The following is a 15,715-nucleotide window of genomic DNA, read 5'->3' as shown; positions in this document are numbered from 1 at the left end:
TTGTTCAGTGTCACGGTCCGCGATCACATCATGATCGCCCACAGCTTCCGCGGCGAGGTCTTCGGACCCGCGCAGCGCCTGCACGGCGCCACGTTCCTGGTGGACGCGACGTTCCGCCGCGAGCAGCTGGACGACGACAACATCGTCGTCGACATCGGGCTTGCCACGCAGGAACTCGGAGCGGTGGTCAGCGAGCTGAACTACCGCAACCTCGACAACGAGCCCGACTTCGCCGGGGTCAACACCTCGACGGAGTTCCTGGCCAAGGTCGTCGCGGACCGGCTCGCGGAGCGGATCCACAAGGGCGCGCTCGGCGAGGGCGCCCGCGGTATCGCCGCCCTCGCGGTCACCCTGCACGAGTCGCACGTCGCCTGGGCGAGTTACGAGCGTGCGCTGTGACCGACGTGACCCTGGAGAAGGCCGCCGTGCAGCAGGCCCCGCTCGCCTACGTGCCCGCGCAGGCGGCGCTTCCCAAGATGGGCGGGATCATCCCCATGTCCCTGCGCTCCGTGCAGTTCGTGATGCCCGGCGGCGTCGACGACCCGGCGAACCCCAGCGGTGGCAACGCCTACGACCGGCGGCTGTGCCTGGACCTGCCGGGCTTCGGCTGGCAGGTGCACAAGCACCAGGTGGCCGGTTCCTGGCCCCGCCCGGAGGCGGCCGCCCGCGCGGAACTCGCCCGGACCCTGCGTGACTTCCCCGACGGCACGGTCGTCCTCATCGACGGCCTGGTGGCCTGCGGGGTACCCGAGATCATCGCCCCCGAGGCGGAGCGGCTGCGGCTCGCCGTCCTCGTCCACCTGGCGCTCGGCGACGAGCGGGGTATCGCCCCCGAGGTCGCCGCCGAGCTCGACGCCAAGGAGCGGGCGGTGCTGCGGGCCGTCCCCGCCGTCGTCGCCACCAGCGAGTGGGCGGTCCGCCGCCTGGTGTCCCACCACGGCCTCGCCCCCGAACGGGTGCACGTCGCCGCCCCCGGCGCCGACATCGCCCCCCTCGCCTCCGGCACCGACGGCGTCTCCCGCCTGCTGTGCGTGGCCGCCGTGACCCCCCGCAAGGGCCAGCACCGGCTGGTCGAGGCGCTGGCCGCGGCGCGGGACCTGCCGTGGAGCTGCGTGTGCGTGGGCGGCCTCGGCCAGGACCCGGAGTACGTGGCCCATCTGCGCGGCCTCATCGCGCGCTACGGCCTCCAGGACCGGCTGGAGCTGGCGGGCCCGAAGGCCGGCGCAGAACTCGACGCCGCCTACGCCTCGGCCGACCTGATGGTCCTCACCTCCTACGCGGAGACCTACGGCATGGCCGTCACCGAGGCACTCGCCCGCGGCATCCCCGTCATGGCGACGGACGTCGGCGGGCTGCCCGAGGCGGTCGGACGCGCCCCCGACGGCGGTGTCCCCGGCATCCTCGTCCCGCCGGAGGACCCGGCCGCCCTCGCGGCCGAACTGCGCGGCTGGTTCGGCGAGGCCGACGTACGACGCCGTCTGAAGGCCGCAGCGCGGGGCCGCCGGGCGGCCCTGAACGGATGGGCGACGACCGCCCAGAGCCTGGCCGGCGTCCTCGGCAGGCTTCCCGGCGAGCCCCGGAGGGCGGCATGAGGAAGACGACGGCGACCCCGGCCGACGTGGCACGACGCGTGGGCGGAATCCCGGCACAGCCGGTCCGGAAGGAGTCTGGTCCCGTGGTGGAGTCCCTGGTCCCCGGTGACGGCTCCGCGTCCCACGGGGGGACCGCAGCCGACACCTCGGGCGACGCGGTCATCGCCGGTGCAGGGCCGGTGGTGCGCGCCGGAGAACGGCCCACGGTCCGGCTGCGGGACGTCGGACCGGAGGACCAGCCGCGGTACGCCCCCGAGTGGCTCGAGCTGCGCGAGCCGGCCGACGCCGCCGCCCGGTCGATGGAGCTGCTCGACCCGCTGCGGATCCGGCTCGCCAACCTGCCCGGACGCAGCGGGTTCGCCATCCACGACCTGGGCTGCGGCACCGGCTCGATGGGCCGCTGGCTGGCCCCCCGGCTGGACGGCGCCCAGCACTGGATCCTGCACGACCGTGACCCCTACCTCCTGCACTTCGCGGCCGTCGCCTCCCCGAGGGCGGCCGCCGACGGCAGCCGGGTCACCGTCGAGACCCGGCGCGGCGACGTCGCCCGGCTCACGCCGGACGCGCTGCTCGGCGCCTCGCTGGTCACCGCCTCCGCGCTGCTGGACGTCCTCACCCGCGAGGAGATCGAGACGCTCGCCGCGGCCTGCGCCGGCGCGGGCTGCCCGGCGCTGCTGACGCTCTCGGTCGCCGGACGCGTCGAACTCAGCTCGCCGGACCCGCTGGACGACGAGATCGCCGCCGCCTTCAACGACCATCAGCGGCGCGACGGCCTCCTCGGCCCCGACGCCGTGAGCGTCGCCTGCGAGGCGTTCGGCGCCCACGGCGCGACCGTCAAGGTGCACCCCAGCCCCTGGCGGCTCGGCCCCGAGAACGTGGGCCTGACCGCCCAGTGGCTGCGCGGCTGGGTCGGCGCGGCCGTGGAGGAGCGCCCCGAGCTGGCCGAGCGGGCCGAGGCCTACCTGGCCGCCCGGCTGGCGGCCTGCGCGGCCGGCGACCTCCAGGTCACCGTCCACCACAGCGACCTGCTGGCCCTGGCCCGGCCGACGGGCACAGCCCGATGAGCGCCGAGACGGTGGGCCCGAGGGTGACGGCCGCGCCGCCCGTGCTGTGGGCCGAGCAGGCCGCGGCGGTCGCGCGGCGCTCTCCGCGCGGCCCGGCGCCGGCCCGCACCGGCGCCGCCGTGTCCGACGCCCGGATCGGTGTCGTCGTGACCGGGCCGCCCGTGAAGAAGCCCTCCCGCCTGGGGGCCCTGCTCGCCGACCGCGCCGTGCGCACCCACGCCGGGACGGTCGCCGGAGTGCTCATCCTCGGTGTGCTGCTGTGGCGCCTGGGCACCGGGGTCTTCCTCGACGGACTGCGCCGGATCGACACGCCGACCCTGCTCGTGGGGCTCGGCATCGGCGCGGTCACCACGGTGTTCAGCGCCTGGCGGTGGGCGCTGGTGGCCCGCGGTCTGCGGATCCGGCTGCCGCTCGGCCCGGCCGTCGCCGACTACTACCGCGCGCTGTTCCTCAACGCGGCCCTGCCCGGCGGCGTCCTCGGCGACGTGCACCGCGCGGTGAAGCACGGCCAGAGCGCCGGCGACGTCGGACGCGGCGTGCGGGCCGTGGTCCTGGAGCGCACCGCGGGCCAGCTCGTGCTGGCGGTGGCAGGCGTGACGGTTCTGCTGACCCTGCCCTCCCCGGTCATGCAGGACGCGCGGCAGATCGCCCCGCTGGTGCTGCTCGCCGGCGTGGGCGCCGTCGCCGTCGTCCTCGCGGTCCGGATGAACTCCTCGGCACCGCGTCGCGGCGGGCGGCTGCGGGCGGGACTGGCCGAAGCGCGCGAAGGACTCCTGTCGCGGCGCAACGGACCCGGTGTCGCCCTGTCGTCGGCCGTCGTGCTGGCCGGACACCTCGGCATGTTCGTCGTGGCCGCGCGGGTCGCCGGCTCCGGCGCCTCCGTGCTCACGCTGCTGCCGATCGCCGTCCTCGCCCTGCTCGCCATGGGCCTGCCGCTCAACGTCGGCGGCTGGGGCCCCCGCGAGGGCGTCACCGCCTGGGCGTTCGGCGCCGCCGGACTCGGCGCGAGCACCGGACTCACGGTCGCGGTCGTGTACGGCGTGCTCAGCTTCGTGGCGGCGCTGCCGGGGGCGGTCGTACTGGCCGTCCGCTGGTACACGGGACTGCGGTCCGGCGCCGGCGAAAGCGCCGGCCCCGGACATGGCGGGCACGGTCAGGAAGACCCCGCGTCGTTCTCCGCCCCGGTTTCCGAAGTCAGCAAGGAGAAATACGCGCCGAAGGAATCCGTGAGGCTCGCGAGGAGTTCCTTCCCCTTTTCCGCCGACCCCATGGAAGGACGGCCGATGACGCCCGAATCGGTATAGGCGGACATTCCCAGCGTGAGCAGATGACGGCGGTCGTCCGCGACCAGATCGGCCGACTCGTAACCGGGCCGGACGAGTTCGGGGTGGGCGTGCAGCAGGATCGAGGTCTCGATCTCCCCGGCGTGCATGTCGGTCAGCAGCGAGGTCGACACCCCGGACCGCTCCAGCGCCGCCTCCCAGTCCTCCGGGGCCGGGAAGAGCGCCATCCGCTCGCCTTCGGCGGAGGACTCCTGGACGACGTTGCCCAGGACGTAGTTCCCGCCGTGTCCGTTGACCAGCACCAGGGCCTCGACGCCCGAGCGGCGCAGCGACGCCGCGATGTCCCGTACCACCGCGTGAAGGGTCACGGAGGAGATGCTGACGGTTCCCGGCCACGCCGCGTGCTCGTGCGAGCAGGCGATGGTCACCGGCGGGAGGAGGTGCACCGGGTACGCCCCGGCGATCTCCCGGGCGACGGCACAGGCGACCAGTGTGTCGGTGGCCAAGGGCAGGTACGGTCCGTGCTGTTCGAAGCTTCCGACGGGCAGGACGGCGACCTGTACCGGGACGCCCGCGCCCCGTCGGCGCACGTCTTCGGTGGTGTCCGCCGGCACCAGTCCGTACGCCGCCGACCGTATGTCCGAACCACTCATTTCTTCCCGGCCCTTCGTCTCTGCTTAGGAACCAGATCATGACAGAAAAAATTGGCGTACTCGGCACGGAGACCGCGCAGCGCACCGGTGTGGAACGCGTGGTGAATGCACCCCTGCCCACCGTGTACGGGAAATTCCAGGCGATCGGCTATATGGACCACGACCGCGGTGACGAGCAGGTCGCCCTGGTCTACGGGGACATCGGCACCGAGAACGTGCTGACCCGGCTGCACTCGGAGTGCCTGACCGGCGACGCGTTCGGCTCCCAGCACTGCGAGTGCGGCGACCAGCTGGCGTCCGCGCTGCGGGCCGTCGTCACCGAGGGCCGGGGCATAGTCGTCTACCTGCGCGGCCACGAGGGCCGGGGGATCGGGCTGCTCGGCAAGCTCCAGGCGATGGCGTTGCAGGCCGAGGGCCTGGACACCGTCGAGGCCAACGTGGCGCTCGGCTTCCCGGTCGACGCCCGCGACTACAAGGTGGCCGCCGACATCCTGCGCGACCTCGGCGTGGACTCCGTCCGCCTGATGTCGAACAACCCGCGCAAGCGCGAGGCGCTGGTCGACAACGGCATCAGGGTCGCCGAGGAAGTGCCGCTGCTCATCGAGCCGTGCGAGAACAACATCACCTACCTGCGCACCAAGCGGGAGCGCATGGACCACCGGCTGCCCCACCTGGACGCCGTCGCCCACTGGTCCTGAACACGCTTCGCACCACCCTCCGGGCGGGTAGGGATCGGGGCGGCCACGGCGCACGACAGCCCCGGTCCCGGCGCGAGGGCCGGGGCCGCCGCCGCGGGAAGGAGCCGCCCGGGTGAACACGCATGCCTCGGTCGTCGTCATCGGCGGCGGGGTGATGGGCACGAGCATCGCCCGTCACCTCGCCGCCGCCGGCGTACCCGACGTCCTGCTGGTCGAACGCGACGAACTCGGCGCGGGCTCGACCTCGAAAGCCGCGGGCGGGGTGCGCGCCCAGTTCTCCGACGAGGTGAACATCCGGCTCGGGGCCCGCAGTCTGGAGGCGTTCGGACGGTTCGGTGAGGAGATCGGAGCCGACATCGGACTGCGCCGCGTCGGCTACCTCTTCCTGCTGTCCACGCCCGAGGAGGTCGCCTCCTTCCAGGCGGGCGTGCGCCTCCAGAACGCGCTCGGTGTGCCCAGCCGGATGATCGACCCCGCCGAGGCACGGCGGCTGTCCCCGCTGATCCGCACCGAGGGGCTCCTCGCGGCCGCGTTCTCGCCCGACGACGGCCACTGCACCCCGGAGGCCGTCGTCCACGGGTACGCGGCCGCCGCCCGCCGCCACGGGGCCCGCATCCTGCGGCACACCGCGGTCACCGGCATCGAACGCCGCGGCGACACGATCACCGCCGTGCTGACCACCGCCGGGCGGATCACCACCGACACGGTGGTCTGCGCGGCCGGCGCCTGGTCCCGGGGCGTCGGCGCGATGGCCGGCGTGGACCTGCCGGTGCAGCCGCTGCGCCGCCAGATCGCGGTCACCGGACCGGTTCCCGGCCTGCCCCCGGACCTCCCCATGACCATCGACTTCACCAGCAGCCTCTACTTCCACGCCGAGGGCCCCGGCCTCCTGGTCGGCATGTCCGACCCCGACGAGCGGCCGGGCTTCGCCACCGACACCCACGAGCGGTGGATCCCGCGCCTCACCGCCGCCATGGAGCACCGCGCCCCGGCCCTGCTCGACCTGCGCCGCACCGGGGGCTGGGCGGGGCTGTACGAGATCACGCCGGACCACAACGCGCTGATCGGCGAGGCGTCCTCGGTGTCCCGGTTCCTCTACGCGACGGGCTTCTCCGGCCATGGTTTCCTCCAGGGACCGGCCGTCGGCGAGGTCGTCCGTGACCTCGTTCTCGGCCGCGTACCCTTCGTGGACGTCACGCCCCTGAGCGCCGACCGTTTCGCGGCCGACGCCCCGCGTCCGGAGGTCAACCGCGTATGACCGAACTGCACCTGTGGCTGCGTCACGAGACCCGCTCCACCGAACGGCGCACCCCGGTCGTCCCCGACGACGCCCGCCGCCTGGTCGCGGCCGGTGTACGACTGACCGTGGAGGACTCCCCGCAGCGCGTGTTCCCGGCATCGCGGTACGAGGCCGCCGGCGCCCGGATCGTCCCCGCCGGCACCTGGGTGTCCGCGCCCCCGCAGACCGTCGTCCTCGGCCTGAAGGAACTCCCCGACGATCCGGACCGGTTGCCGCACCGGCACATCCTCTTCGGCCACGCCTACAAGGAACAGCCGGGCGCCGAGGCGCTGTTGACCCGGTTCGCCGCCGGGGGAGGGGCGCTGCTGGATCTGGAGTACCTCGTCGACGACGCCGGGCGCAGGCTCGCCGCCTTCGGCTTCTGGGCGGGCTACCTGGGCGCGGCACTGGCGGTCCTCCACCACCGCGGGTCCTTGACCGCCCCCCTGCACCCTACGGACCGGGAGCAGTTGGACCGGACCCTGCGCGCGGCCCCCGGCGACGCGGACTTCACCGCCCTCGTCGTCGGCGCCCTCGGCCGCAGCGGCCGCGGCGCCCTGGCGGCGTTCACCACGGCCGGCGTGGATCCCGTCCGCTGGGATCTCGCCGAGACCCGCGACCTGGACCGCGCCGCCCTGCTGGCCCACGACGTCCTCGTCAACTGCGTCCTGGCCACCACCCCGGTGCCGCCGTTCGTCCGCGAGGAGGACCTCGACGATCCGGCCCGCCGGCTGCGCACCCTGTGCGACGTCACCTGCGACGTCGGCTCGCCGCTCAACGTCCTGCCGGTGTACGACCGCACCACCGAGTGGTCGGACCCCGTGCGCCGGCTGCGCAAGGAACCCCCGCTCGACCTGATCGCCATCGACAACCTGCCGTCCCTGCTGCCGAGCGAGTCCAGCGCCGACTTCTCGGCGGCCCTGACACCGTGGCTGCTGGAATTCCGGACGGACGCCGGCCCGTGGGCCCGCTGCCTGGACCGCTACCGCCGGGCGTGCCACGCCTACGGCCTCACCGAGGGGAGGCCCGGCCGTGACTGAACCGGCCGCACCGACCGGCACCGTCCACTGGGTCGGCGCCGGGCTCTCCACCGGCAGCGGCCTGGCCGCCCTGTGCGAGCACACCGACGGCGTACGGCTGTGGCACCGCACGGCGGAGCGGGCGGCCGGGGCGCTGGACCGGCTGGGACTGACCGGACGTGCCGAGCCGTGCGCGTACACCCTCGACGCGCTCACGGCCCGGCTGGCCCCGGGGGACGTCGTGGTGTCGATGCTGCCCGCTCCCGAGCACGCGGGGCTGCTGGCCGCCTGCGTCGCCCGGCGGGCCCACTTCGCGTGCTCCAGCTACGTCTCCGACGCGGTGCTGGAGCAGGTGCCCGCCGCCACCGGGGCGGGGATCGTCGTGCTCACCGAGGCCGGCCTCGACCCGGGCGTCGACCACCTGTTCGCGCACAGCCTGGTGGGCCGCGCCCGGGCGGCGATCGGCGACGACACGGCTGCCTCGTACCGCTTCACCTCGTACTGCGGAGGCGTCCCCGCGATCCCCGACGACTTCCGCTACCGCTTCAGCTGGGCCCCTCTCGGCGTCCTCAACGCCCTGCGCTCTCCCGCGCGTTACATCGAGGACGGCGCCGAGGCCGTCGCCGAGCGGCCCTGGGAGGCGACGCGCGGGCACCGCCTGGACGGCGAGGACTTCGAGGTCTACCCCAACCGCGACAGCGTCCCCTTCGTCCGGCAGTACGGGCTGCCGGACGCCTGGCGGCCGCTGACCTTCGTGCGCGGCACCCTGCGCCTGGACGGCTGGCTGCGGGCCTGGGACGCCGTCTTCGCGCAGGTGAGGCAGGGCGACGACGCCGCGATCGCCGCACTGGCCCGGGAGCTGGCGGCGGCCCACCCCACCACGCCGGACGACCGCGACCGTGTGGTCCTCGCCGTGTCACTGGAGGTCCACCCGCCCGGCGCCCGCGGGGACGCCGGCGGCGAGGGTGCCGCGTGGGCCGGCAGCTACCTCCTGGACCTGGTGGGCGACGAGGAGGAGAGCGCGATGGCGCGCTGTGTCTCGCGGCCGCTCGCCCTGGGCGTACGGCACATCCTGGACGGCTCGCTGCCGCCGGGACTGAGCCGGGCCGCCGGGACGGCGGCGCGCTCCGAGCAGTGGCTGCGCGAACTCACCGACGACGGACTTGAGTTCGCCTTCAGGGAGGGCGGGTGACGGGACGTCAGTCGACAACGGCCTCGTGGACGAGCCGCTTGAGCTCGGGGTAGAGCTTCAGGGACTTGCGGGGCCGCAGCTGGGTCAGGAACTGGACGCTCAGATCACGGCTCGGATCGACCCAGAACGTCGTCGTGGCGACCCCGCTCCAGCCGTAGGTGCCCAGGCCGGTGGGCGCCTGGGTGCGGCTCGGGTCGATGACGACGGAGACCCCGAGGCCGAAGCCGACGCCGTCGTTGCCCGGCTCGTCGTGGGCCGGGCGGCTGCCGAAGGTGCGCAGGTCGACGCCGCCGGGGAGATGGTTGCGGGTCATCAGGTCGACCGTGGCGGGCGCCAGCAGCCTGACGCCGTCGAGTTCGCCGCGGCGCCGCAGCAGTTCGCTGAACCGGTGCACGTCGTACGCCGTCGCGACCATGCCGCCGCTGCCCGACAGGAACCGCGGACGGCCGCGCAGCGGCAGCCCGGGGATCGGCTCGATGCCGCCGGCGTCGGTGTCGCCGTACAACTCCGCGAGCCGTCCGGCCTGTTCGTCGGTGACCTGGAAGCCCGCGTCCCGCATGCCGAGCGGGCGCAGGATCCGGTCGGTGACGAACTCGTCCAGCGGCCGGCCGGACACCACCTCGATGATCCGGCCGAGGACATTGGTGGCCACCGAGTAGTTCCACTGCGTGCCCGGCTCGAACTGGAGCGGCAGCCGCGCGTACGCCGCCACGGTGCCGGCCAGGTCGGAGCCCGGCAGCACCGCCGACTCCAGTCCCGCCTCGCGGTACAGCGCGTCCACGGGGTGGCAGTGGTAGAAGGCGAAGGTCAGCCCGGCGGTGTGGGTCATCAGGTGTCTCACGAGCAGCGGCCGGCGCACCGGGCGGGTGGAAGGTCCGCCGCCCGGACCGCCCGTGTGCACACGCTGCTCGGCGAACTCCGGGAGGTGGTCGGCGACGGGGTCGTCCAGGCCCAGTGCGCCTTCCTCCACCAGTATCAGCGCGGCGACCGAGGTGACCGGCTTGGTCATCGAGTAGATCCGGTACAGGGTGTCGGCCTCGACGGGCAGCCCGGCGGCGATGTCGCGGTGCCCGTGCGTGGTGAGGTGGGCGACCCGGCCGCCGCGCGAGACGGCCACCAGGAACCCGGGCAGGCGTCCCTCGTCGACGAGGTGGGCGACATGCTGGTCGAGACGGTCCAGCGCCTTCGCGTCCAGCCCGGCCTCGCCCGGGTCGACCTCTTGCCGCAGCAGTGCCATCTCATCCTCCGGTGCGCTCGTTCAAGGTGCGGTCCGGGCCTACCCCGCCCGGACGACCTCAGACCTCATGGTCGCGCAGGGAACGCGTGTGCGGACCCCTTTCGGCGTCAAGATCGGTGTGCGTTGCGTCGCTCCCCGCACCCGGCCCGGCCGCGTCCGGCCGGACGGGAGCCGGCCGCCCCGGCAGCGCCCGGCCGAGCGGCAGTGCCGCGGCCACCACGAAGGCCAGCAGCACGAGCGGCGAGCGGGCCGCGCCGAAGCCCATGAGCACGGTCGCCGAGGCCACGCCCAGCACCGGCCCGACGTTCATCGCGGTCTGCTGCAACCCGCCCGCCACCCCCGCCGACTCCGCGGGGGACCACCGCACGACGACATGGGTCGCGGCGACCATCACCGTGCCGAATCCGGCGCCCACGAGCGCGAATCCGGCGCCGACCGCCACCGGCCCCGACACGGCGGCCAGCGCCAAGAGCCCGGCGGCCAGGACGCCCATCGCCGCGGTGACCGTGACACGCGCCCCGCGGCGGCGCAGCAGGACGGCGGACACGGGCGCAGCGGCCACCAGCAGCACGGCCAGCGGCAGAGCGAGCAGCGCGCTGCGCAACGGCGTCAGCCCCTGCTCGTCCTGGAGGACGTAGACGCAGGCCAGCAGCCCGCCGTTGAGGGCGGCGGACGCGGTCACGAGCACGCCGAGCGCCCCGCCCACCGCCCGCGAACCCACGACGTCCGGCGGCAGGAGCGGCGCACCGGTGCGGCGCTCGTGCCGTACGAAGGCGGCTCCGGCGAGGACGGCGACCGGCGCCGACCAGGTGATGCCGGGGAGGGTGACGAGCGTGTGCACCAGACAGGCCAGGCCGGCGGCGAGCAGCAGGGCGCCCGGCACGTCGAGCGGGACCTCGGCGGGCGGACGCGGGGCGTCGCGGACGGTGAGGGCCAGGACGCCGAACAGCAGCGTCGGCACGATGTTGAGGAGGAAGACGGACCGCCAGCCGAACTGCGTGGTCAGCGCCCCGCCCAGCACCGGTCCGGCCGCTGCGGCCACGCCGATGCAGGCGGTGCGCACGGCGATCGCCGTCCGCAGCCGCTCGGGCGGACAGGCGGCGCGCAGCATGCCCAGGGTGGCCGGTTGCAGCAGCGCGCCGCACACGCCCTGCGCGATCCGCAGGGCGATCACCCAGCCGATGCCGGGCGCGAGCGCGACACCCGCCGAGGTGACGCCGAAGCCGATCATGCCCAGCGCGAAGGTCCGGCGGTGACCGTAGCGGTCCCCGAGCCGCCCGGCGAACACCAACAGGCCCGCCACCGCGACGAGATACCCCGTACTGGTCCACTGGACCTCGTCGAATCCGGCGTGCAGGTCGCGGCGCAGGGCGGGCTGGGCGACCGTGAGCACGGTGCCGTCGAGGGCGACCACCATCGCACCGGCCGCGCTGCTCGCCAGGGTCAGCGGCGGCGTGCGCGCGGACCGCCTCACCGGCCGGTCCCGGGTCCGAGGTGGGCGTCCAGGGCCGTCCGCAGAAGGGGCGCGAGGTCGTCCGACCCCGTAGCGAGTTGCAGGCTGCCCCAGCGCCGGAGCTGGACGATGCCGTGCAGGTTCGCCCACAGGGCGCCCGCGACCGTCCGGGCGTCACAGCCGGGCCGGACCCGGCCGACCAGGTCCACCAGGACGCCGAACAGCGGAAGACTGGTGTCGCGCAGCCGCAGATGACCGCTCTCCAGCAGGTCATGACGGAACATCAGCTCGTACATCCCCGCGTTGTCCGCGGCGAAGTCCAGATAACAGGCGGCCAGTTCGTCGAGCCGGGCGCGGGGCCCCGCGGTGTCCGCGCCGGCGGTCGCCGCCACCCGGGCGCCCAACCGGGCGAAGCCGCGCTGGGCGATGGCCGACAGCAGCTCCAGGTGGGTGGGGAAGTAGCGGCGGGGCGCGCCGTGCGAGACGCCGGCCCGGCGGGCGATCTCCCGCAGGGTGAGCGCCCCGGCACCCTCCCGGGCCAGCAGGTCCACGCCGACGTCGACGAGACGCGTGCGCAGGTCGGGGTCGGCCTTCCCGGCGCCGGTGCTTTCCGGTGCGGGCTTCTCGGGTTCCTCAGGACTCACGGAGTCGCTCATAGACACTGTCTACCAGGCGTCGTAGACAGTGTCTACTCGCGGTCGCGGGAGTCCGGGGGAGTGTGTCGGCGGGAATGCGCCCCGGGGCGGCGCCGGTTGTGACGGGCATGACTCAGGACAGGACGCGCAACGCGCTGCTCGCACTGCTCTCCGAGGGGCGCGACGGGGTGCTGGTCACCCTCAAGCGCGACGGACGCCCCCAGCTGTCGAACGTCAGCCACCACTACCACCCGGACGAGGGCGTCATCCGGATCTCCGTGACCGACGACCGCGCCAAGACCCGCAACCTGCGCCGCGACCCCCGGGCCTCGTACCACGTGACGGTCCCCGGGCACCGCGCCTACACGGTCGTCGAGGCCACCGCCGACCTCACGCCCGTCGCACAGGACCCCTACGACAGCACCGTCGAGGAACTGGTCCGGCTCTACCGTGACGTCCAGGGCGAGCACCCCGACTGGGACGACTACCGCGCCGCCATGGTCCGCGACCGCCGCCTGGTGCTGCGCCTGCGGGTGGAACGGGCGTACGGCATCCCCGCGGGAGCCGACGGCCCCTAGCGCGCGGGCCCGTCGCCCTCGTCGCTGCGCGCCCGCAGGGCGTGCAGTACGGCGACCATGTCCGCGCTCCCGTGGCCCAGCGCCACGGTCTCCTCGAACAGGGCGTGACAGGTGTCGAGCAGCGGGGACGCCAGTCCCGACGCGCGTGCGGCACCGGCGATCAGGCGGTTGTTCTTCAGGACGTCCAGCGCCGCGGCCTGCACCGCGAAGTCGCCCGCCAGCAGCTTGGGCGCCTTCATGCGCGAGACCCCGCTCGACAGCGGCCCGGCCGCCACGACGTCCAGGAACAGCCCCCGGTCCAGCCCCTGCCGCTCGGCGAAGTGGAACGCCTCGGTGAGGCCGGTGACCTGGGTGATCAGGAACAGGTTCACCGCGAGTTTCATGAACAGCGCCCCGGGCGCCGGTCCGCAGCGGAACGTCTCATGGCACAACGGCGCGAGCAAGGGCCGCACGGTGTCCACGGCCTCGTCGTCCCCGGCCAGCATCGCCACCAGCCGCCCCTGCTCGGCCGGGACGCGCGAGCCGGAGACGGGCGCCTCGACGTACCGCCCGCCCGCCTCGCGTACGTCCGCCTCCAGTCCTCGTGAGTACTCGGGCGAGGTCGTGCCCATGGTGACGACGGTCCGCCCGGCCACGCGCGCGCCGAAGCCGGGGGTGCCGCGGCCGAGGACGGCGTCGACGGCGGACCCGTCGGCGAGCATGAGGACGACCACGTCCGCGCGGGCGAACACCTCGGCGGCGTCCGCCGCCACGTCGGCGCCCGCCTCCCTCAGGGCCTCGGCGGCGGCCGCCGTGCGGTTCCACACCACCAGGGGCGTCCCGGCGCGGGCCAGGCGCAGCGCCATGGGGCGGCCCATCACGCCGAGACCGATGAATCCGACCTGCACGGGGCGCCGCCTTCCGCTCGGTTCCATGACGGTGGTCATAGTAGCGAGGTCCATGACGGCGGTCATAGGATCCCGTGCGGGGGAGTGGCCCGACGCGCGGTGAGAAGGAGGCGGCCATGCCGGTGCCCGAGCGCGGCCCGCGGGAGCGGATGGTCTTCAGCGCGGCCCAGCTGATCCGGCGCGACGGGGTCGGCGCCACCGGAATGCGGGAGGTCGCCGCGCACGCCGGGGCGCCCCGGGGCTCGCTCCAGCACTACTTCCCGGGCGGCAAGCAGCAGCTGGTGGGCGAGGCCGTCACCTGGGCGGGCCGCTACGCGGGCAGGCGCGTCGCGCGCTTCCTGGCGGAGCTGTCGAAGTCCGGCGAGCCCACACCGGCCGGGCTCTTCGCCGCGATGGTGGCGCAGTGGACGGACGAGTACGCGACGGCCGGGTTCGCCACCGGCTGCCCCGTGGCCGCGGCGACCGTCGACCGCGCGGCCTCGGGCGAGGCCGCCCGCCGGGCCGCGGCCGCCGCGTTCGCGGACTGGACCGCCCCGGTCGCCGGGGCCCTGACCGGCATGGGCGTCCCCGCGGCGCGGGCCGGCTCGCTCGCCACCCTCATGATCAGCTCCCTGGAGGGGGCCATCCTGATCGCCCGGGCGGAGCAGGACGCGAGGGCCCTGACCGCGGTCGCGACAGAGCTGGGCCCCTTGCTCGACGCGGCCGTGGAAGGAGACCCCTGCGGAGGCTGAGCAGGACCGGTGTGCCGGTACCCCGCCGGGGGGCCCGACGGGGTGTCGCGGTCCGGGTCAGGCCGTGACCTTCTCCGGCTGTGCGCGCTCGTGCGCACCGCGCTCGCCGAGCCGTTCGGTCGGGATCTTCGCGGTCTCCCGGGCCGACAGGGCCGCGATCACCGGCGGGACGCAGAGCGCCGCGGTGAAGAGGGCCACCGCCGACCAGCCGTCGCCGTCCGGACCCGAGATCTGCGCGGCGAAGGTGACCGCGAAGCCGGCCACCGCGAAGCCGATCTGGGTGCCGATCGCCATGCCGGACAGCCGCACCCGGGTGGAGAACATCTCGCCGTAGAAGGAGGGCCACACGCCGTTCGCGGCGCTGTAGACGACACCGAAGGTGACGATCCCCAGCACGAGGACCAGCGGGTAGGAGCCGGTGGAGATCGCCCACAGGTAGGCGAACATCATCACCGCGCTGCCGGCCGCGCCGACGAGGTACACCGGACGGCGTCCGACGCGGTCGGAGAGCATCGCCCACGCGGGGATGGCGGCCAGTGCGACCACGTTGGCCAGCGCACCCACCCACAGCATGGAGGTGCGGCTCATCCCGACCGAGTCACCGGTCGCGTAGGCCAGCGCCCACACCGTGAAGATGGTGCTGACGGAGGCGACCAGTGCGCCCGCGACGACCCGCAGCACGTCGGCCCAGTGGTCGCGCAGCAGCACCGCCAGCGGCAGCGCGACGACCTCGCCGGTGGCCTGCTGGGCGGTGAACGCCGGGGTCTCCTCCAGCTTGCGGCGGATGACGTAGCCGACGACGGCGACCGCGATGCTCAGCCAGAACGGGACGCGCCAGCCCCAGGAGAGCAGCTGGTCCTCGGGGAGCGCCGCGATCGGGATGAAGACGAGCGTGGCGAGGAGCTGGCCGCCCTGGGTGCCACTGAGGGTGAAGCTGGTGAAGAAGCCCCGCCGCCCGGACGGCGCGTGTTCCAGCGTCATCGAGTTGGCGCTCGCCTGCTCACCGGCCGCGGAGATGCCCTGGAGGACGCGGCACAGCACCAGGAGCACCGGCGCGAGGGAGCCGACCTGGGCGCGGGTGGGCAGGCAGCCGATGAGGAACGTCGACACGCCCATCAGGATCAGCGTGAAGACCATGATCTTCTTGCGGCCCACCCGGTCGCCGAAGTGCCCGAGGAAGAGCGCGCCGACCGGACGCGCCGCGTACGCGACCCCGAACGTGGCCAGCGACAGCAGGGTCGCCGTGGCCGGGTCGGACTCGTCGAAGAAGACCTCGGGGAAGATCAGGGCTGCCGCGCTGCCGTAGATGAAGAAGTCGTAGTACTCCAGGGCGCTGCCGATCCAGGCAGCCAGGGCGGCTTTCCTCGGCTGGCCGGGAGGTGCGGCGGGGACGGACACGGCGGGCTCCTTCGAG

Annotated in this window: 15 protein-coding genes and 1 pseudogene; 10 read left to right on the top strand and 6 right to left on the bottom strand. The window is 74.3% G+C overall.

Annotation, left to right across the window (positions count from 1 at the left end):
- From Saso_RS29150 to Saso_RS38485, 4 genes and pseudogenes are all read left to right on the top strand, one after another.
- Nucleotides 1–399 (top strand): 6-pyruvoyl trahydropterin synthase family protein, encoded by a 399-nt coding sequence (locus Saso_RS29150; protein ID WP_189925961.1) that lies wholly within the window; start codon nucleotides 1–3, stop codon nucleotides 397–399.
- Nucleotides 396–1,592, top strand: coding sequence for a glycosyltransferase family 4 protein (locus Saso_RS29145; protein WP_189925963.1), 1,197 nt, complete (start codon nucleotides 396–398; stop codon nucleotides 1,590–1,592). The genes Saso_RS29150 and Saso_RS29145 overlap by 4 nt, the downstream gene beginning before the upstream one ends.
- The gene (locus tag Saso_RS29140; protein ID WP_189925965.1) at nucleotides 1,589–2,656 is read left to right on the top strand and encodes a trans-aconitate methyltransferase; all 1,068 of its coding nucleotides are present in this window, start codon (nucleotides 1,589–1,591) and stop codon (nucleotides 2,654–2,656) included. Before Saso_RS29145 ends, Saso_RS29140 begins: the two co-directional genes overlap by 4 nt.
- Nucleotides 2,653–3,714, top strand: a pseudogene (locus Saso_RS38485) (lysylphosphatidylglycerol synthase transmembrane domain-containing protein); the annotation flags it as partial. The gene Saso_RS29140 and the pseudogene Saso_RS38485, both read left to right, overlap by 4 nt.
- A 95-nt stretch (nucleotides 3,715–3,809) precedes the next feature.
- Here the strand turns inward: Saso_RS38485 and Saso_RS29135 are convergent.
- Nucleotides 3,810–4,592: a creatininase family protein gene (locus tag Saso_RS29135; protein WP_189925967.1), complete on the bottom strand. Its 783-nt coding sequence runs from the start codon at nucleotides 4,590–4,592 to the stop codon at nucleotides 3,810–3,812.
- 38 nt (nucleotides 4,593–4,630) lie between these two features.
- On the opposite strand from Saso_RS29135, the gene ribA reads away from it, so the two are divergent.
- From ribA to Saso_RS29115, 4 genes are all read left to right on the top strand, one after another.
- A complete protein-coding gene (ribA, locus tag Saso_RS29130) occupies nucleotides 4,631–5,290 on the top strand; it encodes a GTP cyclohydrolase II (RefSeq protein WP_189925969.1) in 660 nt (219 codons plus the stop codon).
- Nucleotides 5,291–5,402: 112 nt separating this feature from the next.
- Nucleotides 5,403–6,548 carry an NAD(P)/FAD-dependent oxidoreductase gene (locus tag Saso_RS29125; RefSeq protein ID WP_189925971.1) on the top strand — a complete coding sequence of 382 codons (1,146 nt, stop codon included), beginning with the start codon at nucleotides 5,403–5,405 and terminating at the stop codon, nucleotides 6,546–6,548.
- Nucleotides 6,545–7,609, top strand: coding sequence for a saccharopine dehydrogenase (locus tag Saso_RS29120; RefSeq protein ID WP_189925973.1), 1,065 nt, complete (start codon nucleotides 6,545–6,547; stop codon nucleotides 7,607–7,609). The genes Saso_RS29125 and Saso_RS29120 overlap by 4 nt, the downstream gene beginning before the upstream one ends.
- Nucleotides 7,602–8,780, top strand: coding sequence for a saccharopine dehydrogenase family protein (locus tag Saso_RS29115; RefSeq protein WP_189925975.1), 1,179 nt, complete (start codon nucleotides 7,602–7,604; stop codon nucleotides 8,778–8,780). Before Saso_RS29120 ends, Saso_RS29115 begins: the two co-directional genes overlap by 8 nt.
- A gap of 7 nt (nucleotides 8,781–8,787) precedes the next feature.
- Here the strand turns inward: Saso_RS29115 and Saso_RS29110 are convergent, their stop codons facing one another.
- From Saso_RS29110 to Saso_RS29100, 3 genes are read right to left on the bottom strand one after another with little or no spacing between them, the layout of a single operon-like run.
- Nucleotides 8,788–10,017: a serine hydrolase domain-containing protein gene (locus Saso_RS29110; protein ID WP_189925977.1), complete on the bottom strand. Its 1,230-nt coding sequence runs from the start codon at nucleotides 10,015–10,017 to the stop codon at nucleotides 8,788–8,790.
- 58 nt (nucleotides 10,018–10,075) lie between these two features.
- Nucleotides 10,076–11,434, bottom strand: a complete 1,359-nt coding sequence (locus Saso_RS29105) for an MFS transporter (protein WP_189926034.1) — start codon at nucleotides 11,432–11,434, stop codon at nucleotides 10,076–10,078.
- A 53-nt stretch (nucleotides 11,435–11,487) separates the two neighbouring features.
- On the bottom strand, nucleotides 11,488–12,126 hold the full coding sequence (locus Saso_RS29100) for a TetR/AcrR family transcriptional regulator (protein WP_189925978.1): 639 nt from the start codon (nucleotides 12,124–12,126) through the stop codon (nucleotides 11,488–11,490).
- Nucleotides 12,127–12,233: 107 nt separating this feature from the next.
- Between Saso_RS29100 and Saso_RS29095 the strand changes: the two genes are divergently transcribed.
- Nucleotides 12,234–12,683 carry a TIGR03618 family F420-dependent PPOX class oxidoreductase gene (locus Saso_RS29095; protein ID WP_189925980.1) on the top strand — a complete coding sequence of 150 codons (450 nt, stop codon included), beginning with the start codon at nucleotides 12,234–12,236 and terminating at the stop codon, nucleotides 12,681–12,683.
- Here Saso_RS29095 and Saso_RS29090 read toward each other — a convergent pair.
- On the bottom strand, nucleotides 12,680–13,570 hold the full coding sequence (locus Saso_RS29090) for an NAD(P)-dependent oxidoreductase (RefSeq protein WP_189926035.1): 891 nt from the start codon (nucleotides 13,568–13,570) through the stop codon (nucleotides 12,680–12,682). The genes Saso_RS29095 and Saso_RS29090 overlap by 4 nt on opposite strands.
- A 116-nt stretch (nucleotides 13,571–13,686) precedes the next feature.
- Here Saso_RS29090 and Saso_RS29085 point away from each other — a divergent pair, with 116 nt between their 5' ends.
- Nucleotides 13,687–14,301 carry a TetR/AcrR family transcriptional regulator gene (locus tag Saso_RS29085; RefSeq protein WP_189925982.1) on the top strand — a complete coding sequence of 205 codons (615 nt, stop codon included), beginning with the start codon at nucleotides 13,687–13,689 and terminating at the stop codon, nucleotides 14,299–14,301.
- Between the two features lie 57 nt (nucleotides 14,302–14,358).
- Here the strand turns inward: Saso_RS29085 and Saso_RS29080 are convergent, their stop codons facing one another.
- Complete coding sequence (locus Saso_RS29080) at nucleotides 14,359–15,699, bottom strand: MFS transporter (protein WP_189925984.1); 1,341 nt, start codon at nucleotides 15,697–15,699, stop codon at nucleotides 14,359–14,361.
- Nucleotides 15,700–15,715 lie beyond the last annotated feature (16 nt).

This window comes from Streptomyces asoensis (assembly GCF_016860545.1).
In the GTDB taxonomy this organism is placed as follows: Bacteria; Actinomycetota; Actinomycetes; order Streptomycetales; family Streptomycetaceae; genus Streptomyces; species Streptomyces asoensis.
This window is presented reverse-complemented; position numbering and strand designations above follow the sequence as displayed.

What these genes read in the sequence shown, in the direction of transcription:
- Saso_RS29140 (WP_189925965.1), top strand. Translation starts at nt 1,589, where the DNA reads ATGAGGAAGACGACGGCGACCCCGGCCGACGTGGCACGACGCGTGGGC.
- Saso_RS29085 (WP_189925982.1), top strand. Translation starts at nt 13,687, where the DNA reads ATGCCGGTGCCCGAGCGCGGCCCGCGGGAGCGGATGGTCTTCAGCGCG.
- Saso_RS29110 (WP_189925977.1), bottom strand. Translation starts at nt 10,017, where the DNA reads ATGGCACTGCTGCGGCAAGAGGTCGACCCGGGCGAGGCCGGGCTGGAC.
- Saso_RS29105 (WP_189926034.1), bottom strand. Translation starts at nt 11,434, where the DNA reads ATGGTGGTCGCCCTCGACGGCACCGTGCTCACGGTCGCCCAGCCCGCC.
- Saso_RS29120 (WP_189925973.1), top strand. Translation starts at nt 6,545, where the DNA reads ATGACCGAACTGCACCTGTGGCTGCGTCACGAGACCCGCTCCACCGAA.
- Saso_RS29100 (WP_189925978.1), bottom strand. Translation starts at nt 12,126, where the DNA reads ATGAGCGACTCCGTGAGTCCTGAGGAACCCGAGAAGCCCGCACCGGAA.
- Saso_RS29135 (WP_189925967.1), bottom strand. Translation starts at nt 4,592, where the DNA reads ATGAGTGGTTCGGACATACGGTCGGCGGCGTACGGACTGGTGCCGGCG.
- Saso_RS29095 (WP_189925980.1), top strand. Translation starts at nt 12,234, where the DNA reads ATGACTCAGGACAGGACGCGCAACGCGCTGCTCGCACTGCTCTCCGAG.
- ribA (WP_189925969.1), top strand. Translation starts at nt 4,631, where the DNA reads ATGACAGAAAAAATTGGCGTACTCGGCACGGAGACCGCGCAGCGCACC.